This is a genomic window from Kibdelosporangium banguiense, from assembly GCF_017876405.1.
GTDB lineage: Bacteria > Actinomycetota > Actinomycetes > Mycobacteriales > Pseudonocardiaceae > Kibdelosporangium > Kibdelosporangium banguiense.
This window is the reverse complement of sequence record NZ_JAGINW010000001.1, coordinates 2,517,729-2,539,302: the sequence shown is the minus strand read 5'-3', so window position 1 is coordinate 2,539,302 and position 21,574 is coordinate 2,517,729. Positions and strand designations below refer to the sequence as shown.

The 21,574-nt window shown below is 66.5% G+C and carries 21 protein-coding genes; 9 read left to right on the top strand and 12 right to left on the bottom strand.

The window, feature by feature from the left end:
* Positions 1-4: 4 nt before the first annotated feature.
* On the bottom strand, positions 5-994 hold the full coding sequence (locus JOF56_RS12150) for a TAXI family TRAP transporter solute-binding subunit (protein ID WP_209637287.1): 990 nt from the start codon (positions 992-994) through the stop codon (positions 5-7).
* On the bottom strand, positions 987-2,987 hold the full coding sequence (locus JOF56_RS12145; protein ID WP_307855060.1) for a TRAP transporter permease: 2,001 nt from the start codon (positions 2,985-2,987) through the stop codon (positions 987-989). The genes JOF56_RS12150 and JOF56_RS12145 overlap by 8 nt, the downstream gene beginning before the upstream one ends.
* A 168-nt stretch (positions 2,988-3,155) precedes the next feature.
* Here JOF56_RS12145 and JOF56_RS12140 point away from each other — a divergent pair, with 168 nt between their 5' ends.
* Positions 3,156-4,256 (top strand): glycerophosphodiester phosphodiesterase, encoded by a 1,101-nt coding sequence (locus tag JOF56_RS12140; protein ID WP_209637283.1) that lies wholly within the window; start codon positions 3,156-3,158, stop codon positions 4,254-4,256.
* Between the two features lie 342 nt (positions 4,257-4,598).
* Here JOF56_RS12140 and JOF56_RS12135 read toward each other — a convergent pair whose 3' ends face one another.
* The 5 genes from JOF56_RS12135 to JOF56_RS12115 form a co-directional block, all read right to left on the bottom strand.
* A complete protein-coding gene (locus JOF56_RS12135; protein ID WP_209637281.1) occupies positions 4,599-5,720 on the bottom strand; it encodes an LLM class flavin-dependent oxidoreductase in 1,122 nt (373 codons plus the stop codon).
* The gene (locus tag JOF56_RS12130; protein ID WP_307855059.1) at positions 5,717-6,727 is read right to left on the bottom strand and encodes an ABC transporter substrate-binding protein; all 1,011 of its coding nucleotides are present in this window, start codon (positions 6,725-6,727) and stop codon (positions 5,717-5,719) included. The genes JOF56_RS12135 and JOF56_RS12130 overlap by 4 nt, the downstream gene beginning before the upstream one ends.
* Positions 6,708-7,379 carry an ABC transporter ATP-binding protein gene (locus tag JOF56_RS12125; RefSeq protein ID WP_209637277.1) on the bottom strand — a complete coding sequence of 224 codons (672 nt, stop codon included), beginning with the start codon at positions 7,377-7,379 and terminating at the stop codon, positions 6,708-6,710. Before JOF56_RS12125 ends, JOF56_RS12130 begins: the two co-directional genes overlap by 20 nt.
* Complete coding sequence (locus JOF56_RS12120; RefSeq protein ID WP_209637275.1) at positions 7,367-8,179, bottom strand: ABC transporter permease; 813 nt, start codon at positions 8,177-8,179, stop codon at positions 7,367-7,369. Before JOF56_RS12120 ends, JOF56_RS12125 begins: the two co-directional genes overlap by 13 nt.
* Before the next feature lie 101 nt (positions 8,180-8,280).
* Positions 8,281-9,570, bottom strand: a complete 1,290-nt coding sequence (locus JOF56_RS12115; protein ID WP_209637273.1) for an adenylosuccinate synthase — start codon at positions 9,568-9,570, stop codon at positions 8,281-8,283.
* A 66-nt stretch (positions 9,571-9,636) separates the two neighbouring features.
* Here JOF56_RS12115 and JOF56_RS12110 point away from each other — a divergent pair, with 66 nt between their 5' ends.
* Entirely contained in the window at positions 9,637-10,317 is a 681-nt protein-coding gene (locus tag JOF56_RS12110) for a hypothetical protein (protein WP_209637271.1), read from the top strand.
* Here JOF56_RS12110 and JOF56_RS60050 read toward each other — a convergent pair.
* Entirely contained in the window at positions 10,310-10,993 is a 684-nt protein-coding gene (locus JOF56_RS60050; RefSeq protein WP_209637269.1) for a zinc-binding dehydrogenase, read from the bottom strand. The two genes, JOF56_RS12110 and JOF56_RS60050, sit on opposite strands and share 8 nt — an antisense overlap.
* Positions 10,994-11,237: 244 nt before the next feature.
* Between JOF56_RS60050 and JOF56_RS12100 the strand changes: the two genes are divergently transcribed.
* On the top strand, positions 11,238-11,864 hold the full coding sequence (locus tag JOF56_RS12100) for an HNH endonuclease family protein (RefSeq protein ID WP_209637268.1): 627 nt from the start codon (positions 11,238-11,240) through the stop codon (positions 11,862-11,864).
* On the opposite strand, the gene JOF56_RS12095 is transcribed toward JOF56_RS12100, so the two are convergent.
* Positions 11,861-12,259 (bottom strand): DUF3151 domain-containing protein, encoded by a 399-nt coding sequence (locus JOF56_RS12095; protein ID WP_209637266.1) that lies wholly within the window; start codon positions 12,257-12,259, stop codon positions 11,861-11,863. The two genes, JOF56_RS12100 and JOF56_RS12095, sit on opposite strands and share 4 nt — an antisense overlap.
* 233 nt (positions 12,260-12,492) lie before the next feature.
* Between JOF56_RS12095 and JOF56_RS12090 the strand changes: the two genes are divergently transcribed.
* Positions 12,493-13,959: a trypsin-like serine protease gene (locus JOF56_RS12090; RefSeq protein ID WP_307855058.1), complete on the top strand. Its 1,467-nt coding sequence runs from the start codon at positions 12,493-12,495 to the stop codon at positions 13,957-13,959.
* A gap of 159 nt (positions 13,960-14,118) precedes the next feature.
* Here JOF56_RS12090 and fbaA read toward each other — a convergent pair whose 3' ends face one another.
* The gene (fbaA, locus tag JOF56_RS12085) at positions 14,119-15,153 is read right to left on the bottom strand and encodes a class II fructose-bisphosphate aldolase (RefSeq protein ID WP_209637265.1); all 1,035 of its coding nucleotides are present in this window, start codon (positions 15,151-15,153) and stop codon (positions 14,119-14,121) included.
* A gap of 280 nt (positions 15,154-15,433) precedes the next feature.
* Between fbaA and JOF56_RS12080 the strand changes: the two genes are divergently transcribed.
* A complete protein-coding gene (locus tag JOF56_RS12080) occupies positions 15,434-16,444 on the top strand; it encodes a nitric oxide synthase oxygenase (RefSeq protein WP_307855057.1) in 1,011 nt (336 codons plus the stop codon).
* Here the strand turns inward: JOF56_RS12080 and JOF56_RS12075 are convergent.
* Positions 16,433-17,269, bottom strand: a complete 837-nt coding sequence (locus JOF56_RS12075) for an LLM class F420-dependent oxidoreductase (RefSeq protein ID WP_209637264.1) — start codon at positions 17,267-17,269, stop codon at positions 16,433-16,435. The genes JOF56_RS12080 and JOF56_RS12075 overlap by 12 nt on opposite strands.
* Positions 17,270-17,319: 50 nt before the next feature.
* Between JOF56_RS12075 and JOF56_RS12070 the strand changes: the two genes are divergently transcribed.
* Positions 17,320-18,258, top strand: coding sequence for an aldo/keto reductase (locus JOF56_RS12070; protein ID WP_209637263.1), 939 nt, complete (start codon positions 17,320-17,322; stop codon positions 18,256-18,258).
* A 43-nt stretch (positions 18,259-18,301) separates the two neighbouring features.
* Positions 18,302-19,195: an SDR family oxidoreductase gene (locus JOF56_RS12065; protein WP_209637262.1), complete on the top strand. Its 894-nt coding sequence runs from the start codon at positions 18,302-18,304 to the stop codon at positions 19,193-19,195.
* Here the strand turns inward: JOF56_RS12065 and JOF56_RS12060 are convergent.
* Positions 19,192-19,479: a YciI family protein gene (locus tag JOF56_RS12060; RefSeq protein WP_209637261.1), complete on the bottom strand. Its 288-nt coding sequence runs from the start codon at positions 19,477-19,479 to the stop codon at positions 19,192-19,194. The genes JOF56_RS12065 and JOF56_RS12060 overlap by 4 nt on opposite strands.
* A gap of 158 nt (positions 19,480-19,637) precedes the next feature.
* Between JOF56_RS12060 and JOF56_RS12055 the strand changes: the two genes are divergently transcribed.
* Both JOF56_RS12055 and nagA read left to right on the top strand, forming a co-directional pair.
* Complete coding sequence (locus JOF56_RS12055; protein ID WP_209648197.1) at positions 19,638-20,219, top strand: SigE family RNA polymerase sigma factor; 582 nt, start codon at positions 19,638-19,640, stop codon at positions 20,217-20,219.
* Positions 20,220-20,318: 99 nt separating this feature from the next.
* Positions 20,319-21,464 carry an N-acetylglucosamine-6-phosphate deacetylase gene (nagA, locus tag JOF56_RS12050; RefSeq protein ID WP_209637260.1) on the top strand — a complete coding sequence of 382 codons (1,146 nt, stop codon included), beginning with the start codon at positions 20,319-20,321 and terminating at the stop codon, positions 21,462-21,464.
* Positions 21,465-21,574 lie beyond the last annotated feature (110 nt).

The window sequence follows — 21,574 nt, the reverse complement described above, 5'->3', positions numbered from 1 at the left end:
GGCCTCAACTCACGCCGAGGGCCTGCTTCGCACCCGGATGCAGCTGCACTGGATCGGTTTTGACCGCCGTTTCCTTGGTGATTTCCTTGGCCGACGGGTGCGTCTTCTCCAGGTCCGCCTTCTTGTCGAAGATCAGTTTGGTGATCGCGCAAGCGTTTGCTGCCGGGAAGTCGTCGCGCACCAGCAGCAGGTTCGGCACCACGATGGTCGGGGTGTCGCCGGGCTGCTTGTAGGTCGCGGCCGGGATCGAGCCCTGGTCGTAGACCGGGTTGAGCTGCTTGAGCGCCGGCAGCTGCGGGGTGATGTCGATGAACTTGACCTTGTCGGCCATGGACGTGGTCAGGTCGGTGATCTCCGGGGTGGGCAGGCCGCCGGACCACACCAGCCCGTCGATCTTGCCTTCCTTCATCCCGTCGACGGTCTGGCGCAGCGCCAGCCGCTGCGGCGAGAAATCCGCGTCCTTGAGCCCGGCGGCCTGCAGCAGCCGGTTGGCGATCACCTCGGTGCCGGACTTGGGCGAGCCGGTCGAGATCCGCTTGCCCTTGAAGTCCGCGACACTGTTGATCCCGCTGTCGGCACGCACCACGACCTGCGTGTAGTTCGAGTAGATCCGCGACAGCGCCTGGATCTTCTGCGGCTTGCCCTCGAACGCCGACTTGCCCTGTACCGCGTCCGCGGCGGTGTCCGCCAGCGAGAACGCGATGTCGTACGTCTTGTCACCCAACTGCTGGATGTTCTGCACGGACGCGCCGGTGTCGGCCGCGGTGGCCTTCAGCTTGGAGTTGTTGCTGATCACCTGCGCCAGGGCGCCGCCGAGCACGTAGTAGACGCCGCCGACGTTGCCGGTGGCGATGGTGACCCGGCCCTCGCCGGCCTCGCAGGAAGTCGTTCCGCCGGGTTGCTGCGCGTTGGGCGTGTCTTCGCGTTTGCCGCCGCAGCCGGTGGCCACCAGGGCGAGCCCGAGCACGCCGACGAGTGTCCTACTCCTACGCACGGTTGATCTCCTTGTCCTTGTGCCGGAACAGCAGGTGCACGATCACCGCGGCGACCACGAAGCCGACGCCGATCGCGATTGACAGAGGTTGCAGGTACAGCAGCAACAAGGCAGCCGGAACGCACAGGATCCGCTCCGGCATGCGCGCCGGTCCGATCAGCCAGCCCGTGGTGACGACCGCGAGCGCGGCGACGCCCACCGCGGACACCAGCACGACCCACAGCACGTCCAGGAACGGGCGCTGCAGCAGCAATGCCGAGCCGTTGTCGGTGAGCACGAACGCCAACGGCACGAGGAACGCCGGCAGCGTGTACTTCCACGTCTGCCACATGGTCTTGAGCACCGCGCCACCCGTGATCGCGGACGCGGCGACTGCTGCGAGCGCTGTCGGCGGCGTGACCTCGGACAACACCGCGTAGTAGAAGATGAACATCGCGGTCTCGGCCTTGGCTACGCCCAACGTGATCAGCGCCGGGCCGATCACGACCCACGAGATGATGAAGGACGCCGTCACCGGAACGGCGAGGCCAAGCACGCACACCGCGGTGGCGGAGAACACAACCGTGAACGCGAGCACGACGGTCGGGTTGTCGGACAACGAGTTGGCCGCGCCGACCAACGCATTCGCCAGTACCTGACCGAGACCGGTCTTTGTGATCACCGACGTGATCACGCCTGCGGCCGCACAGACCGCGATCACCGGAAGCGCGCCGCGAACACCTTCTGCCAGCGAGTCAACGATTTCCTTCAGCCACGCGATCACCGCGGCCCGCTTGTCCTCGCCGAAAAGCTTGGTGGCCAACGAGAACAGCGCCGCGACGCCGGAGGCGTAGACCACTGCGGAGAACGGCGGGATGTCCAGGGCCAGGAACACCACGATGATCGCGAGCGACGCGAAGTGGTAGCCGCCCTTGGCAAGCACCGCCCAGGCTTTGGGCGTGTCGACGTCCACCGCGTGCGCGCCGAACCGGCGGGCATCCGCCTCGACCGCGAACACGATCCCGAGGTAGTACAACAACGTCGGCACGATCGCCCACAACAGGACCGTCAGGTACGAGGTTTCCAGATACTCGGCGATGATGAACGCCGCCGCGCCGAGTGTCGGCGGGGACAGGATCGCGCCGATGCCGGACGCGGCGAGCAGACCGCCCGCGTTCTCCTTGGGATACCCGGCTTTCTGCAGAATCGGCCACGTGATCGCGCCGAGCGTGACGGTAGTGGCGGTGCCCGAACCGGACACTGTGCCGAGCAGGAATCCCGACAGCGCGGTCGTGCGACCGGGCGCGGTCCGGGACTTGCGGAAGATCGCGAAGCTGAAGTCGACGAAGAACGCGCCCGCGCCGGAGTTGGCCAGCACGGCGCCGTAGATCGTGAACAGCACGATGTAGGTCGCGGCGACGTCGAGCGGTGTGCCGAAGAAGCCGTTGCTCGGGTCGTACAACGCGCTGATGATCTCGTCGAAGTTCATCCCCGCGTGCGAGATCTCCCAGCTCTGTGGCAGGTATCCGCCGTAGTAGGCGTATCCGAGGAAGACCAGGCAGATGATCGGCAGGATCAGGCCGGTCGTGCGGCGGGTGGCCTCCAGGATGAGCAGGAGCAGCACGGTGCCGGCGACGACATCCAGCGTGGACAGCTGGCCCTGCCGGTCGAGGAAGTCGTCGAAGCCGGTGAACAGGGGGTAGAGCGCGACCAGGAACGTGACCGCGGTCAGAGCCCAGTCGATCGGCCCGGGGTCGTCCTTGTCCTTCGTGCGCCGGCCGCGCGGGCGGTACGACAGGAACACCAGCGGCAGCGTGACCCCGAGGAAGATCACCAGGTAGTACTGGTTGCCCTGGTCGAACGGCAGGAACACCTGCTTGAGCACAAGCAGCGCGACACCCGCGCCGACGATCCAGAGCGCACGCTCCCAGCGCTCGGACAGCTTGCGCGCGGGACGTTCCTCATCGTGCGCACCGACGATCTCATCGAGATCCGGCCTCGGACCGACCGTCACCCAAAATCTCCCGAACTGGTCTTTTCCCGACAAAGGCAGGAGCACGTTACCTCGTGACGTGGCGACGGCCACAAGATTGACTCTCATCCGAGATGTTCATCTTCAGATCGGTTGCCGGACGACAGCCGGATGTAGCGTCCGTGCACTTCGTTTCAAAGGAGGCAGACGATGGGTAGACGACTCGCCGCGCTGGCGCTGTCGGGAGTCGCACTGGTCAGCATGGTCGGCGTGACCGCGGCCGCGGACCAGGACTCACGAGGTCACACGCAGGCCGGCCCACTGATCTTCGGCCACCGCGGCGCCTCGGGCTACCGCCCCGAGCACACCCTGGCCTCGTACGAACTGGCCGCGCGGATGGGCGCGGACTACATCGAGCCGGACCTCGTCTCGACCAAGGACGGCGTGCTGGTGGCCCGGCACGAGAACGAGATCAGCGGCACCACGAACGTCGCCTCCAAGCCGGAGTTCGCCGGCCGCAAGACCACGAAGACCATCGACGGCATCCCGCTGACCGGCTGGTTCACCGAGGACTTCACCCTGGCAGAGCTCAAGACGCTGCGCGCGATCGAGCGCATCCCCGACATCCGGCAGCGCAACACGATCTACAACGGCCGCTTCGAGGTCCCGACCTTCCAGGAGGTCATCGACCTGAGCAAGCGCTTGTCCCGCGAACTGGGCAGGGACATCGGGATAGCGCCGGAGACCAAGCACCCGACCTACTTCCAGACCATCGGCAAGCCACTCGAGCCGGCCCTGATCCGAACCCTCGACCGCAACGACCTGAACAATCCGTCGGCCAAGGTAGTGGTCCAGTCCTTCGAGGTCGGCAACCTGGTAGCCCTGAACCGCTCGCTGCGCGTCCAACTCGTACAGCTGACCAGCGCGACAGGCGCGCCATACGACTTCATCGCCAAGGGCGACCCCCGCACCTACGCCGACATCATCACGCCCGCAGGCCTCCGCGACGTAGCCCGCTACGCCGACTGGCTAGGCCCCGAAAAAGGCCAGATCATCCCGCGCAACGCCGCCGGCTTCCTCCAGGCCCCAACAACCCTGGTATCCGACGCCCACCGCGCAGGCCTGAAGGTCGTGCCCTACACCTTCCGCAACGAAAACGCCTTCCTGCCCGCCGACTTCCGCTCATCAACCGTGCCAGCCGAATACGGCAACGCATTCGGCGAGTTCGAAAAGTTCTTCGCCACCGGCATCGACGGCCTCTTCACCGACAACACAGACACAGCCATCGAAGCCCGCCGCACCAAGCGCTGAGCCACCCAGCAGGACAAACCCCGCCCGTATTGGGCGGGGTTCTGTCCCGATGGCACCAAAGCGCTGGTTGCTGACGGGCCCGGTCAGCGCCGAGCAACAAGCAGCCCTGACCAGCAAAACCCAACCCGTACGACCCCCACATAAGAAAAAGACATGCCCCCACCCATCCCGGGGGGCGTCCCTGGTCCAGTCTACAAGGGAATGGGGGTGGGCAGGGGTTTTCAAGGGTGAACCCCGTGCGAATGGGCCGTTCGCACGGGGTTCACTCTGTCGGGTCAATAGGTCGGGTCGACAGGACGGTCAGGTCGACAGGTCGGTAAGTCGGTCGGGTTGCTGGAAGGGTTAGGCGTTGACGAGGGTTGGTTCGGTTGGGGTCAGCAGGCCGCGGCGGGCCAGTTCGGGGCGGACGCCTTCGCCGAACCAGTAGGCCTCTTCCAGGTGTGGGTAGCCGGAGAGGATGAACTCCGAGATGCCTAGTGCGTGGTATTCGGCGATCAGGTCCGCGACCTCGGAGTGGCTGCCTACCAGGGCTGTTCCGGCGCCGCCGCGGACGAGGCCGATGCCGGCCCAGAGTCCTGGGTGGATTTCCAGGCCGCGTAGGCCTTTGTCGAGGGCGCCTTGGTGCAGTTCGACCATTCGTTGCTGGCCGACGGATTCGCTGGCGGCCAGTTGGGCTTGGGCTTTGGCTACCTGGGCTGGGTCTAGGGCGTCGAGGAGTTTTCCGGCTTCGGCCCAGGCTTCTTCCGATGTGTCGCGGGAGATTGTGTGCAGGCGGATGCCGAATCGGATCGGGCGGTCGGTCAGGGCTTGGACCGCCGCGATCTTTTCGGCGACTTGGGTGGGTGGTTCGCCCCAGGTCAGGTAGACGTCGGCAGACTTGGCGGCGACTGGCAACGCCGCTGCTGAGGAGCCGCCGAAGTAGATGTCCGGCACGGGATCCGGCGACGCCAGGGCTGTTGCGCCGGCTACTCGGTAGTGGGCGCCGTCGAAGTCGAAAGGTTTGCCGGACCAGACGCCTCGGACGATTTCGAGGAACTCGCCGGTTTGGGCGTAGCGCTGGTCGTGGTCGTGCCAGTCGCCGAATCTTTGCTGCTCGATTGCGTCGCCGCCGGTCACCACGTTCAGCAGCAGGCGACCGTTCGAAATGCGTTGGTATGTCGAGGCCATCTGGGCGGCGAGCGTCGGGGAGATGACGCCTGGGCGGAAGGCGACCAGGAATTTCAGGCGGGAGGTGTGCGCGATCAGTGCCGCCGTGGTCAGCCAGGCGTCCTCGCACCAGGTTCCGGTCGGGGTGAGCACGCCGGTGAAACCGAGTTGCTCGGCCGCTCGGGCGATCTGGGCGAGGTAGTCGATGTCGGGGGAACGTTGGGCCGGTGCGCCCAGGGACCTGTTGGCGTGGAAGCGTTCCACGATTGTCCGGCCATCGCCGGAGGTGGGCAGGAACCAGTGCAGGGTGATGCTCATTGGCTGCTCCTTGCCGCGTCGAGATCGGCCGCGTAGCGCTTGTCGACGAAACTCGCGAAGTCCACCTTGCCGGGCAGGATCTTCTCTTCGGTGAACGCGTCGGACAATTCCTGCTCGGACTGGATGACTGTGTCTTCGAGGGCGACCGGCTGGTCGGGGCCACGGTCGGTGGCCTTGGTGGTCACCTCGAGCTTCAGGCCGGTCTCCGCCGCCCACGCCTTGGCCCAGTCTGCACGATGTGCGTCGGACCACTTCTGCGCCTTGGCAATCCGGCTCACGTAGTCCTTGATCGCCGCGTTCTTGCCCGCGTCGGTCAACGCTGCCCGGCCGGCCACCTGGAAGGTGTAGCCGTTGGCCGTTCCCTTGCCGTCGACCAGGATCCGCGCACCGGTCTCCAGCAGCGCCTGTGAGGTGTACGGGTCCCAGATCGCCCAGGCGTCGACCTGCTTCTGGGTGAACGCGGCGTAGGCGTCCGACGGCTGCAGGAAGTTGAGTTTGACATCCTTTGTGGACAGACCGGCCTTCTTGAGGTTCAGCAGGATCTGACCGTACGCCGAACTGCCTTTGGCGACAGCGATGTTCTTGCCCCGCAACTCCTGAACCGACTGGATCGGCGAATCGCCGGGTACGAGCAGCACGTCGCTTTCGACGTTGCCCTTGCCGGAGCTGACGATCGAGATCTTCGCGTTGGCCGCCGCGGCGAAGATCGGCGGGGTGTTGCCGACACCGCCGATGTCGATCCCGCCGGCGGAGGCAGCTTCCAACAATGGCGGACCGGACGTGAACGTCGACCATTCGATCTTGTACGGGGTCTTCTCCAGGCCCGCGGTTGTCAGCAGGGTCTTCGAGCCACCCTTCTGGTCGCCGACCTTCAGTACGACTTTGGCCAGGTCGTCGGCACTGACCGGCGCGGGCACAGCGCTTGACACCGGGGTCTGCGACCCACACGCGGTCAACCCAAGCAATAGCGCGGTGAACAGAATTCCGTTACGCAGTCGCACTTTCACCCACTCCAAGATCGGCGAGGACTTTCGCCCGGACGTGTTCGCCGGGTTCGTATTCACTGACGATCCGGCCATCGGCCAGCACCAGAATCCGTTGGGCGAGCCGGAGCGCCTCGTCGACGTCGTGGGTCACCAGCAGCACCGAAGGCTGGTGCACACGCCAAAGGTCCTGCACCAGACGGTGCATTGCCAGACGCGTCAGGGCATCCAGAGCCGCGAACGGCTCATCGAGCAACAGCAGGCCAGGCTCACGGACCAACGCACGCGCAAGAGAAACGCGCTGCGCTTCGCCGCCCGAGAGCGTGCGCGGCCACTTGTCCGCGTGATCGGCGAGCCGCACCTCGTCCAGCGCCTTCAACGCGAGCTCACGGCCTGCTTCCGGCTTGTGCAGGCCCAGCACGATGTTTCGCCACACCCGGCGCCAAGGCAGCAGCCGGGGTTGTTGGAACGCGACCGAGACTGTGCCGTCGACGTGTGCTTCACCGTCGATGTCCCGGTCGAGCCCGGCCAGCACCCGCAGGAGCGTGGACTTGCCGCAACCGCTGTGCCCCAACAGGGCCACGAACTCACCAGGCGCGATGTCCAGGTCCAGCCGGTCGAGCACAGTGCGTTCGCCAAACCGTTTCGTCAGGCCGCGAACCGTCACCCTCGCCATGCCAGTGCCCTCTTTTCCAACAGTCGCACCAAAGCGTCGGTGACCAGGCCGAGGATCGCGTACACCACAAGGCCGACGACGATCACGTCCGTACGCAGGAACTCCCGCGCGTTGTTGATCAGGTAGCCGAGCCCGGCGTCGGCGTTGACCTGCTCGCCGACGATGAGCGAAAGCCAAGCAATACCAAGGGATTGCCGCACGCCAACGAGCGTCTGAGGGATCGCCGACGGCAGCACGACATGCCACAGCCGCTCCGCACGGGTGAACCCCAGCACAGTTGTGGCCTCGATCAGCTGCGGCTCGGTGTTGCGGATCCCGGAGTGCACGTTGAGGTACAGCGGGAACGCCACACCCAGTGTGACCAGCGCGATCTTCGGTTCCTCACCGATGCCGAACCACAGGATGAACAGCGGGATCAGCCCGAGGAACGGCAACGTCCGCAGCATCTGCACGGGCGGGTCGACCAGCGCCTGGCCCCACTTCGACAGCCCGGAGACCGCGCCAAGGACCAGCCCGATCGCCGCGCCCAGCACGAAACCGATCGCCACCCGGCGCAGGGAGACCACGAACGCCTCGCCGAGTTCGCCCGACCGCGCCAGCTCGACGCCGGACTGCAGCACAGTCCACGGCGAACTGAGTTTGTCCGCGGGCAGCAAGCCGGTGCCGCTGGCCAGCTGCCAGAGCACGACTATCGCAAGTGGACTGATCCACCGGCTCAGGTCCGGTAACCGGCGTCGTTGTCGTTTCGGTGGCGCCGCAGCAGGTTGCGCCGTCACACGGTCGGCCACGAGGGAGCTCATGGGCCCCGAGTGTTCGGACCAGGTCAGCGAACGGTCAATGCCTCCCAAATGCTGAACGGGCCGGGAAGACCCGGCCCGTTCTCAGATCCTGGGAGCTCTTTTCAGCGCACCATCTCGTGCCGGACGATGGTCTGGTCACGGCCTGGACCGACGCCGATCGCGGACACCCGTGCGCCCGACAGTTCCTCCAACCGCTCGACGTAGGCCCGCGCGTTCGCCGGGAGCTCACTGAACTCCCGGAATTCGCTCAGGTCCTCCCACCAGCCCGGCATCTCCTCGTACACCGGAATCGCGTGGTGCACGTCGGTCTGGGTCATCGGCATGTCGTCGACCCGGCGACCGTCCACTTCGTACCCGACACAGATCGGCACAGTGTCCAGCCCGGACAGCACATCCAGCTTGGTCAGGAAGAAGTCCGTGATGCCGTTGACCCGCGCGGCGTAACGCGCGATCACCGCGTCGAACCAGCCGGTGCGGCGCGAACGCCCTGTGGTGACACCGAATTCGCCACCGGACTTGCGCAGGCGCTCGCCCATCTCGTCGGTCAGCTCGGTCGGGAACGGCCCCGAGCCGACGCGCGTGGTGTACGCCTTCAGGATGCCGATCACCGTCGTGATCCGGGTTGGGCCGATGCCCGAGCCCGCGCTGGCGCCACCCGACGTGGGGTTCGAGGACGTGACGAACGGGTATGTGCCGTGGTCGACGTCCAGCAGTGTGCCCTGCGAGCCCTCGAGCAGCACGTTCTCGCCACGTTCGAGCGCCTGGTTGAGCAGCAGGCGGGTGTCGGCGATCCGGCTGAGGAACTTCTGGCCCTGCTCCAGCACGGTGTCGACGACCTGGCTGGGGTCCAGCGCGCGGTGGTTGTAGACCTTGACCAGCACCTGGTTCTTGAAGTCCAGGGCCGCGTCGACCTTCTGGCGCATGATCTTCTCGTCCAGCAGATCCTGGACGCGCACGCCCACGCGGGCGACCTTGTCCTGGTAGCAGGGGCCGATGCCGCGGCCGGTCGTGCCGATCTTGGCCTTGCCGAGGTAGCGCTCGGTGACCTTATCGATCGCCACGTGGTACGGCATGATCAAGTGCGCGTCCGCCGAGATCAGCAGGTTGCCGGTGTCGACGCCACGCGCCTCAAGGCCGGCCAGCTCGGTCAGCAGCACGCCGGGATCCACGACCACGCCGTTGCCGATCACGTTGGTCGTGCCGGGCGTGAGGATGCCCGACGGGATCAGGTGCAAGGCGAAGTCCTGCCCATTGGGAAGAACAACCGTGTGACCGGCGTTGTTACCGCCTTGGTAGCGGACGACCCACTGGACGCGGTCACCGAACAGGTCGGTTGCCTTGCCCTTACCTTCGTCGCCCCATTGGGCGCCGATGAGCACGATGGCCGGCATGTGAAACTCCAGGTTGGATTCGGGCGTGCGAAATGCCGGTACTGAACACTAGACCAGGAGCTTTGAGTGGGTGCACTCGTGTTGGCCTGCGGCGATACGGCCGGGCACCGTGGGTTGACGGCGCTGACAGAGCGTGATGAAGTCGAAGTGCGCGCGGTGGCGTCAAAGCCGGGCCGGACCGACGTGGATCCCCTGCTCAAAGGCCTCGACGGCCGGCGGCTGGTGATCGCCGGGACAGACGCCGACCTGGCCGCAGTCGTCCTCCGGCTGATGCGCAAAGAACTCCTCGAAGAGGTGACAGTCGGGTTCGTGGCGACGTCCGACTCCTGGGTCGCCGAGCTGTGGGGGCTGCCCGACGACGTCGGCCGGATGGCCGAGGTGGCGTTGCGTGCCGACGCCGACCCGATCCCATTGGTCCGCGACGACGCCGGCGGCGTGCTGGTCGGCATGGGCAAGGTCGGCGCGACGCGTGGCGTCGGCTACTGCGACGACACGACCGCGTTGCGTGGCCGGGCGTCAGCCATTGAGGTGACGCCCGACCCCGATGGTGGCCTGGGCCTGATCGTCCGGGTGATCCGGCGCGGCGTGCTCGGCAAGCGCGTCAGCTCGTTCAAAGGACGTGCGTTCCAGCTCGGCACGCTGCCGATTCAGCCGGTCAAGGACGGCGAGATCCATCCGCGGCCGACGTCCCGCTGGACCTGGTACCGGCACACATCCGACCTGCGGGTGGCTCGCGGGGTCATTTGACGCTGAGCAGCACGGTCCCGATGTTGCGGCGTTCCTCAAGGTCAGTATGTGCCTGAGCGGCGTCCTCAAGCGGGTATACGGCGTGGATCCGAGGCACGAGCCCGCTGGTCATGGCCTTGGCCACGTCGGCGCTCTGCTCGGCCGGAGTCCGGGACCGCAGCTTGGCGAACGGGCCGATGACTGTCAGCCCTCGTTCCGCGATCATTGCGGCGTCGAGCGTGGGCCATGCCCCTGAGGCGAACCCGTAGATGCCTACGCGGTCCGTCGCGGTCGCGATGGCCTGCTCACCGATCTTGCCGCCGACCGCGTCGAGCACCACAGATGCGTCACCCGACCAGGTGCCGTATTCCACAGCCTCGTCGGCACCGAACTCACGTACGGCCTGCAGTTTGCCCGGCCCCGCCGAACCGATCACCCTTACGCCAAGGGCCTTGGCCGACTGGCCGCATTCTACCGCAACTACCGGGACAAGTACGACCTCGCCGAGCAGATCTTCGACGAGGCGCTGGCCTCGTTGCTCGTCACTCTTCCCGAGGGTCAGGAAGACCGCTGGGTCGCCTTCTTCGAGCACATCGCCGAGTACGACCGACTCTACGGCACGCTGCTGAGCACGAAGTCCGGCAGCTGGTTCGCCGACAAGATGCGCACCGAACTCGGTGAGATGAGCGGCCGGCACCTTCCTGCGGCCACTGGCTCGATGACGCCCACGATCCTCGGTGCGATGTTCGTCCAGGCCATCTCATGGTGGCCGGCCCATGGGAAACCCACTTCACCAGCGGAGATCGCCGCACACACAGCCAAGCTCGCCAGAGCCGTCATCGCCGCCGAGTTAGGTGGTCAGCCTTCTAGTAGTTACTCACAGGTATTGCTTCAGCCATCTCAGTGAGCCACGGTCGAGTGACCTAAGCCACGGAGGTGACATGTCCGGTAAAAATGCCTTTCGGACCCTGCTGCTCGTCGTCGCACTGTTGCTCGGATTGGTGACAGTCGCGTCGGCGACACCGCCAGGCATTCCCAGCGCGGCGACCGCACGCACCCAGCTCGGGACGCTGCGGGTCGCAGCCGACGGGTCGATGACCGGCTACAGCCGAGATCTCTTCCCGCATTGGCACACCGTCACCGGCGCCTGCAACACCCGCGAACAGGTCCTTAAGCGTGACGGCACCAACGTCGTCACGAACTCGTCCTGTGCCGCGACGTCAGGCAGCTGGTACAGCCCGTACGACGGCGAAACATGGACGGCGGCTTCCGACGTGGACATCGACCACGTCGTGCCACTGGCGAACGCCTGGCGCACCGGCGCACGGTCGTGGACGACCGCCAAGCGCGAACAGTTCGCCAACGACCTGTCCAGCCCGCAGCTGATCGCCGTGACCGACAACGTCAACCAGGCCAAGGGCGACAAGTCGCCGGACGCCTGGAAGCCGCCGCTCACGTCGTACTGGTGCACCTATTCGCGAATGTGGATCGGCTCGAAGTACAAGTGGGCGCTGACCGTGAACGCCGCGGAGAAATCGGCCCTGACCTCGATGCTCGACCGCTGCTAGATGCCGGGCGCGGCCGGGTCGGAGTCCGTGAGGAACTTCCTGACCCGGTCGTACTCCTCGGTCTCGCCGATCGCGTCGGCGGCCCGGCCCAAGGCCGCCAACGCGCGCAGGAAGCCCTGGTTCGGCCGGTGCGCCCAAGGCACTGGCCCGAACCCCTTCCAGCCGTTGCGGCGCAACTGGTCAAGACCACGGTGGTATCCGGTGCGCGCGTAGGCGTACGCCGCGACGTTCTCGCCCTTCGCCAGGGCGTTCTCGGCCAGCAACGCCCAGCCTTCACTGAAGTCCGGCCAGCTCGCCACGACCTCGGCAGGGTCTTTGCCCGACTCGATGGCAGCCTGTTGCTCCGCCCGCTCGGGCAGCAACGTCGGTTCCGGGCCAAGCAGGTTGTTCTGCATGCCCCCATCAAATCAGCTCAGCAGACCCGCCAGCGCCCCCAGGGTGGCGATCGCAAGGCAGGCGAGAACAACAACGGCAACCACACGTTTCGGCATCACGCCATCGCACAATGGTTGTGTGGCGTCACCTTGACAAGGAAGTTCACCCGCCTGATCGAGTGACGTCTGCAACCCTGTACGTGTCATAGGCGTATTCCCGTTGAAAGAAATTCCCTGACACGTGAGGAGATGTCGTGCGCAGAACTGGGGCCCTGGGGGCCTTGGTCGTCTCAGTGCTGGCAGCGGCCACGGTGAGCAGCCCGGCAATGGCTGCACCCGTGCCGTCCTTTCACACGGCGCTCGACCCCGCTTCGGCGCGGGAGTCGGTGAAGTACCTGGTCGAGACCTACAAGGTGACCGAGCAGGAAGCCATACGCCGGTTGGAGTTGCAGAACGACGCCGTCAAGCTGGACCAGTTGCTACGCCGCGACCGCGGTACCGAATACGGCGGCCTCTGGCTCGACCAGGACAAAGGCCAACTGGTCGTGGCCATGACGAAGGCGACGGCAGCCGAGCCGTACCTGAAAGCCATGCCCGACCGTGCCAACGTGCGCACGCAGGAGGTCCAGCACTCGCTGCAGGAGTTGACGGCAGCGAAGTCGCGGATCGCCGCAAAGGTCGGCGCAGGACCGGAGGCAACCTACCTCCCAGCGGTAAGCGAGGCGGAGAACCGCGTCGTGCTGTGGGAACGCTCCTGGGTGGCGCAGGAGAAGGTGGCCACTCGCTCCACAGGCGCGAACGTCGAGGCTGACACCGCCCGCAAGGCCCTCGATGCAGAGCCCGGCATGGTCGTCTCCCGCGTCCTGCCGAAGCCGAACCCGCTGTCCACCCCGAACGTGGACTGGGGCTACTGCCACCCGCTCTACTGCACCAACTACGGCCCGATGCGCGGCGGCATCCGGCTGGACATGAAGCGCGACAACGGAACCTGGGGCGGCTGCACCAGCGGCTTCAACCTGCGTTCCACCGGCGGCGGTTTCGACGGCAAAGGCTGGGTGCTGACTGCAGGTCACTGCATGCGGACGAAGACCAACAACACGCCGACCCAGCACAACGGCAACGACGTGCTGAACCAGCACGGCATCGAGAAGAGCTCCTACCCGTACGACTACGCAGCAGTGCAGTACGTCAACGCCGCAACCGCCAACACATGGCTGGAGGGCCAGACCGGCCGCAACCGCGTGCTGAAGTACTGCCGCAACGGCGGCATGGACAGCAACGCCGACACTCCCTGCGGTGAGCAGATCAAGTCGGTGGACGAGTACATCACCGGCACCCACACACTCGCCGAGATCAAGGCAGGCTGGATCGTCTGCGCCACCGGCACAGCATCGAGCGTCGTGAACTACCCGGACTCGGTGGACAGCGGTGCGGGCGCGGGCTACCTCGTCGGCACCCGCTGCGGCCGCGTCCTCTCCACCGACGTCGGCATCAACACAGACCTGTGCGCCCGCCCAGGCGACAGCGGCGGCCCGCTCTTCAGCCAGGCCGACCACACAGCCCTCGGCATCCTGATCGGCAACCAGCAATCCCGCTCAGGCCCCTGCCAAGCCGGCGAACTCAACAACTACGCACCGATCGAAACAATCACCACCGACCTAAGCGCCCGCATCGCAAGCCAGGGCTCAAAATTCGCAGTAATCACAACCCCGAACGGCTGATCAACCCCGCCTGCGGGGTCCACGCCCCGGACCTCGCAGGCGCACACCCGCTGAGCTGGGGGTTTCAAGGGTGAAGCCGGTGCGAACGGGCCGTTCGCACCGGCTTCACTCAGGTGGGTCAGAACTTCAGCCGAGGCTGAAGTCGCGTCCTTCACATGGTCAGCCGGCGAGCATGCGGCCGGCGGACTTGAGGTGCTGGCAGGCCTCGATGATGCGGTCGCCCATGGCGGTTTCCGCTTTCTTGAGGTAGCTGCGGGGGTCGTAGGTCTTTTTGTTGCCTACTTCGCCGTCGATTTTCAGGACGCCGTCGTAGTTCTTGAACATGTGGTCGGCGATTGGGCGGGTGAAGGCGTACTGGGTGTCGGTGTCGATGTTCATCTTGACTACGCCGTACGAGAGGGCTTCGTGGATTTCCGACAGCTCGGAGCCGGAGCCGCCGTGGAAAACAAGCTCGAAGGGCTTGTCGTGGGCGGGGCGGCCGAGCTTCTCAGCCGCGACTTCCTGGCCGCGCTTGAGCACTTCTGGGCGGAGTTTCACGTTGCCGGGCTTGTAGACGCCGTGGACGTTTCCGAAGGTCGCCGCAAGCAGGTAGCGGCCGCGCTCGCCCGCGCCGAGGGCCGCGATCGTCTTGAGGTAGTCCTCTTCGGAGGTGTAGAGCTTGTCGTTGATTTCGTTGGCGACGCCGTCTTCTTCGCCGCCGACCACGCCGATCTCGACTTCCAGGATGATGTTCGCCTTCACTGCCTGGGTCAGCAGTTCGGCGGCTATCTGCAGGTTCTCGTCGATCGGCACTGCCGAGCCGTCCCACATGTGGGACTGGAACAGCGGGTTCTCGCCGCGGGCGACGCGCTCCTGGCTGATCGCGAGCAACGGGCGGACGAAGCCGTCGAGCTTGTCCTTGGGGCAGTGGTCTGTGTGCAGAGCGATGTTCACCGGGTATTTCGCGGCCACGACGTGCGCGAACTCGGCCAGCGCGGTCGCGCCGGTGACCATGTCCTTGACCTTGGTGCCGGACGCGAACTCGGCGCCGCCGGTGGACACCTGGATGATGCCGTCGCTCTGCGCCTCGGCGAAACCACGCAGCGCGGCGTTGAGGGTCTCCGAGGAGGTGACGTTGATGGCCGGGTAAGCGAACTCGTTCTGCTTCGCCCGATCCAGCATCTCCGCATAGACCTCGGGTGTGGCGATGGGCATCGGTCTCGTCCTCCTCGGGCTGGGATGCCTGTGCAGCCGAATCCTACGAGGCCTTGGCCCGGTGTATCCGCAGCGCATCGAACGTTGCTGTGCGTGACGACACAGTGGTAGGACGGCTCGCAATCGATTCAGTTGGGCCACACGCTATCGAGGTCTCAAGCCGAGGGGAACACCGCCGAGTGGGTCACACACGGTGGCAGTCTCACCCGATCGGCTGGGTTGGCCAGGTGACCCGTCTGGCAGTGTCGATCAGGCCTGACGGGCCCGTAGATTTCGGCCCGTGACCGCGCTTTGTAACGAAATGATCACCGGCGCACCGGTCACCTTCGCGGCGGCGGAGGACTTCCTGCGGATGTTCCACGACGCGCACCCCGAAGCAGGCGCGGTGCGCCAGCGGTTAGCCGAGGTGCGCGCGGAGATCGAGGAGACCGGCACGTACCGGCACACCCACCAGGAACTCTGCTACGGCGCCCGGGTGGCCCTGCGCGACACCGGCTGGTGCACCAGCGGCCTGCCGTGGCGCCGGCTGAAGGTCCGGGACCTGCGTGGCATCCACAAGGCCCAGGCCGTCGCGACACAGTGCTTCGAGCACCTGCGGCTGGCCGCCAACGGTGGCAAGATTCAGCCACTTGTCACCGTCTTCGCCCCCGATCGCCCCGAGGCTCCCGGGCCGCGGATCTGGAATCCGCAACTGGTCTCCTACGCGGGCTACCCCGAGATGGGGGACGCGCGCAACATCGACTTCACCGACTCGGTGGAGGCGCTGGGCTGGCAGCATCCGTTGCCGCGCAGCGCGTTCGATCACCTGCCGCTCGTGGTGAGCGCAGGTCTGCAGGATCCGCAGCTGTTCACGATCCCGCGCGAGGTCGTGACCGAGGTGCCGTTGACACACCCGGATCTGCCGTGGTTCGCCGACCTCGGGCTGCGCTGGCCCGCCGTGCCGGTGATCAGCAACATGCGGCTGCGCATCGGCGGCGTGGACTACCCCGCCGCGCCGTTCAACACCTGGTTCGTCGGCACGGACATCGGCACCCGGAGCCTGGCCGACGAGTCGGCGTACGCGATGCTCCGGCCGGTCGCGATCCACTTAGGACTGGACACGTCGACCGACCGGACGCTCTGGCGGGACCGCGCCACGCTGGAGCTGAACCGGGCGGTGTTGCATTCGTTCGACACCGCCCGGGTCACAATCACCGACCACTACGCGGAAACCCAGCACCGGCTGGCATGGTTGCGCTCCCGGCGCAACCGTGGCGACCGGCCCGCGTTCCGCCCGCATTCATCGAGGTAGCACGGCTCCCAGGGCGCGGAATCCGTCCACCGGAAGCACAGTGTTGTCCCCGGTGAGCACCTGGATCGTGACGTGGTCAGCGCCCGCGTCGTGGTGTTCACCAGCCCTGGCCAGCACCTCTTCCGGCTCGCCGTACGCGACCAACGCGTCCACCAAGCGGTCGCTGCCGCCATCTGCGAAGTCCTCGTCGGTGAATCCGAGCCGACGGAAGTTGTTGGTGTAGTTGGAAAGCGTCAGGTAGAACTGGAGGGTCTGGCGTGCCACGGCGCGCGCCTTCGAGGGGTCCGTCTCCAGCACGACCATGACTTCCGGCGCCAGCAAACGGTCCGGGCCGAGGATTTCACGCGCCTGACGCGTGTGCTCAGGTGTGGTCAGATACGGATGCGCTCCGGCCGTGCGATCAGCCGAGAGCTGCAATACCTTGGGGCCAAGGGCCGCCAGCGCACGCCCCTCGACCGGGACACCCTCCGCGTCCAGAGCATCCAAATAGGACACAAGCTTCTGGTACGGCTTCTCGTACGTGGCGGTCATCTGCGGGTGACCGATGCCGACGCCCAGCAGGAACCGGTCCGGGTGCTTCTTGGCGATCCGGTTGTACGCCGCGGCGATGCTCTCCGGGCCGTCCGCCCAGACGTTCACGATGCCGGTCGCGATGGTGAGCGTCTCGGTCGCGTCCAGCAGCTGCTCGGCCACGGCGAGGTCACCGCCTGGCGATCCGCCCAGCCAGAGCGTCCCGAAGCCCTGCTCTTGCAGCAAAGCACCGATCTCCAGCTTGCCCGGCCACAGATGTACCGAGCTCCAGATACCGAACCTGCCCAGGCGCATGTGATCTCCCTGATGTGTGCGGACGTTCCACAAGGAGTTACGTTCGACGCATGACGAACATTCCCGGAACCGATCTCGACGTCTACCCGCTCAACCTCGGCACCAACGTTTTCGGCTACACAGCGGACAAAACGGCCTCGTTCCGCATCATGGACCTCTACACCGAAGGCGGCGGCAACTTCCTCGACACGGCCGACTCGTATTCGGCGTGGGCGCCGGGCAACGTGGGCGGCGAGTCCGAAACGATCATCGGGGAGTGGCTCAAGGAACGCGGCAACCGGGACAACATCATTGTCGCGACGAAGGTCGGCGCGCACCCCGACTTCAAGGCGCTGGATGCCAAGACCGTCAAGGCCGCGGCCGAGGCGTCGCTCAAGCGCCTGCAGACCGACCGCATCGACCTGTACTGGGCGCACTTCGACGACCTGAACACGCCGGTCGAAGAGACCATTGGCGCCTTCAACGACCTGGTCAAGGAAGGCAAGGTCCGGCACATCGGCGCCTCGAACCTCAGCGGCGAGCGGATCACGGAGTCGCTGGCCGTGTCCGATCGTGAGGGCTTCGCCCGGTATGTCGCGTTGCAGCCGCACTACAACCTGATGGAGCGCGAGGGCTACGAGTCGCAGTACGCGCCGATCGCGGCCAAGGAGAACCTGGCCGTGTTCCCGTACTTCAGCCTGGCCAAGGGATTCCTGACCGGTAAGTACCGCGGCCGTGACGGCGACGGCGGCGGCAGCGCACGGGCCGCAGGCGCGTCGGCGTACTACACCGAGCGCGGTCAGCGCGTGCTCGCGGTGCTGGACGAGCTTGCCGAGCGGCACAACGTGCCGGTGGCGAGCGTGGCGTTGGCGTGGCTGCGGGCCCGGCCTCAGGTTCTCGCCCCGATCGCCAGCGCGCGGACGCCTGAGCAGGTGCCCCCGTTGCTGCAGTCCGTGACGCTGAACCTGAGCTCGGACGAGGTCGCGAAACTGACGGAGGCTTCTTCCTGACTATCAGTAGCTTACTGACAGTAGGTTCGGGTACCGTCGGCCCATGAGCCGACGAAGCGTCCAAGGCAAGGTCGTCCTGATCACTGGTGCGGCCCGCGGCATCGGCGCGGGCCTGGCCAAACGGCTTGCCGCGCAGGGCGCCAAGGTCGCACTGGTCGGTCTGGAACCCGACGAGCTCAAGCGGGTCGGCGAGCAGTGCGGCCCGGACGCCGCGGTCTGGGAAGCCGACGTGACCAGCTGGGACGCCCTGGAGAAGGCCGTCGAAGGCGTGGTCGGGCACTTCGGCGGCATCGACATCGTGGTCGCCAACGCCGGTATCGCGGCGACCGGCTTCGCGCGCTCGATGGACCGCAGGGCCTTCGAGCGGGTGATCGAAGTCGATCTTCTCGGGGTCTGGCGGACGGTTCGCGTCTGCCTGCCGCACCTGGTCGAACGCCGTGGCTACGCGTTGATCATCTCGTCGCTCGCGGCGGTCGTGCATATCCCGGGCAACGCGGCGTACAGCGCGGCCAAGGCCGGGGTCGAGGCGTTCGCCAACAGCCTGCGCGCGGAAGTCCGGCACCTGGGCGTCGACGTCGGCGTCGCGCACCCGACGTGGATCGCGACCGACATGGTCAACAGCGCGGACAAGCACCCCGTGTTCGGCGGGCTGCGCACCAGCGCACCGGGCCTGCTCAGCAAGACATATCCGCTGTCAGTCGCGGTCGATCTGATCGACGAGGGCATCGCCAGACGTTCGCGGGCGATCCATGTCCCGGGCTGGGTCGGCGCGTTGAAACTGATCCGTGCGATCCTGCCGAGGTTCGTCGAGCTGGCGGCGCGCAGCTTCATGCCGGCCGCGGACAAGGCCGCGATCGAGGACATCCAGAAGCGCGGCAGCCAGGAATCCAGCATCGTCGGCCCTGGTGGCCGGGCGGATCTCGAGGCGCGTAGCTAGCTCTTGGGCACCCACGCGCCGAGAGTGATCTTCCACTCGCGGATCTCACGGCCGGCGGCGACGTTCTCGGTCGTGTAGGGGTCGTCGGCCAGCAATTGATCCAATTGGGCTCGGTCGGCGACCTGGTAGACAGCGAATCCGCCGGTGTCGTCGCCCCAAGGCCCGCCGGCGACCACGAGGCCGTCGTCGGCCAGTGCACGCAGGTAGTCGCGGTGCCGCGGCCGCACGTCGAGCAGCTTCTCTCGATCATTTATGTACGTCGTGTCCACCGTGTACCAGGCCATGTGGCGGATGCTACCCAACGTGAACAGGGCAGTTGGCCAGGTTCCAGTCAACGGACGCTGTAAGTGGGGCGGTCGACCGATACGCTCACCACGTGACAGGTCATGGTGGCGACTTCGGTGGTAATCCGCCGTCGCAACAGTTCCAGGGTGGCCCGCCCATGTGGCCCGGCCCGGAGCACAACGCTGAGCGCAGCGTGGAGACCACGCTCACGCGTCTGCGTGCGATCGACGGCGGGTCGATCGCCGAACAGCCGTCCCGGCTGACGCTCGAGGACCTGTACCGCATGCACCGGATGCGTCTGGTCAGACTGGCTTTGCTGCTGGTCGACGAGCCGGCCACAGCCGAGGACGTGGTGCAGGAGGCCTTCACCGGCCTGCACCGGCACTGGTCCAACCTGCGGGACGGCGCGGCTGCGGTCGGTTACCTGCGGACCGCGGTGGTGAACGGATCGCGCAGCGTGCTGCGTCGCCGCAAGACCGCTCGCGACTACACGCCGCCGCACGCCGTGAACGCGCGTTCGGCGGAGAGCCTCGCGATGCTGACGGCCGAGCATCAGGCCGTGGTCCAGGCGTTGTCGCAGCTGCCGCCGCGCCAGCGCGAGGTGCTTGTGCTGCGCTACTACGGCGGACTGTCCGAGGCGGAGATCGCGGACGCGGCCGGTATCTCGAAGGGCACCGTGAAGTCAACGGCGTCCCGCGCCCTGGACGCCCTGCAGAAAATTATGGCGGGGCCCGCCTGACGCCTTTCGCCTGGAAACACGTGGGTGCCGCTCCTTCTGGCGAGTGACGCTCGCCCGTTGGTATAGACCAATCGCCCGCCATGACCCATCATCGTGGGCATGACTCACCTGGTGATCTCTGGGGGCAAGGTCGTGACGCCTGACGGCGTCCTCGATCCCGGGTGGCTGGAAGTCGAGAACGGCACGATCACCGCACTCGGCCAGGGTTACCCAGAGCAGTCCGGCGCCACCGTGACCGACGTGGCCGGAGCCTGGGTGGTGCCCGGTTTCGTCGACATCCATTGTCACGGTGGTGGTGGCGAGGCGTTCACCGACACGGACCCGCTACGCGTCGGCACAGCCGTGGAGGCCCACCGCAGGCACGGCACCACAACGATGCTGGCGTCCCTGGTCTCCCGGCCCGTGCCCGAACTGGTCAACCAGGTGGCGGCACTGTCGGAAATGGTCCAGGACGGGCTGCTCGCGGGCATCCACCTGGAGGGCCCGTTCCTGTCCGCGGCCCGCTGCGGTGCCCATGACCCGGCGATTCTCTGCCCGCCCGAGCCGTCGTCGATCCGCAAGCTGCTCGCAGCCGGGAACGGCGCGGTCAGCATGATCACCATCGCGCCCGAGTTGGAGGGTGCGGTGAACGCCGTGCGGACGCTCGTCGACTCCGGCGTGATCGCCGCGATCGGGCATACCGACGCGACCGAGGCCGCCGTGCTGCCGGCGATCGACGCGGGCGCGACTGTGGCCACGCACCTGTTCAACGGGATGCGGCCGTTGCACCACCGGGAGCCCGGGCCGATCGGCGCGCTGCTGGACGACCCCCGGATCACCGTTGAGCTGATCGTGGACTTGGTTCACGTGCACCCGACCGTCGTCCGGCTGGCCGCACGGCACGCTGGTCCCGCCCGGACTGTCCTGATCACCGACGCCATCGCCGCGGCGGGAGTCGGGGACGGGGTCTACGACGTGGGCGGGCTGGAGGTGACCGTGGTGGACGGGGTTCCGCGGATCGCCGGTGGCGGGTCGCTGGCCGGGAGCACGCTGACCATGGACGCCGCCTTCCGGAATCTCGTGCACTCGTGCGGCCTGACCATTCGGGAGGCCGTGACGGCTTGTTCCACTCGGCCGGCGGCGCTTTTGGGGCTTTCGGAGGAAACCGGCTCGCTTTCTTCCGGCCTCACCGCCGACCTGGTCGTGCTGGACACCGACCTGCGTCCGACCGCCGTGCTGACCCGCGGCGAATGGGTCAAGAGCTGATAAAGAGGATGACCGGGACGAAAAAGTCCCGACTGCGGGCGAATTCACATTTGCCCACTCTTGATCTTCCCCGCTGTGAATCCACTAGGATCCGGTCGGAAAAGGCAGCG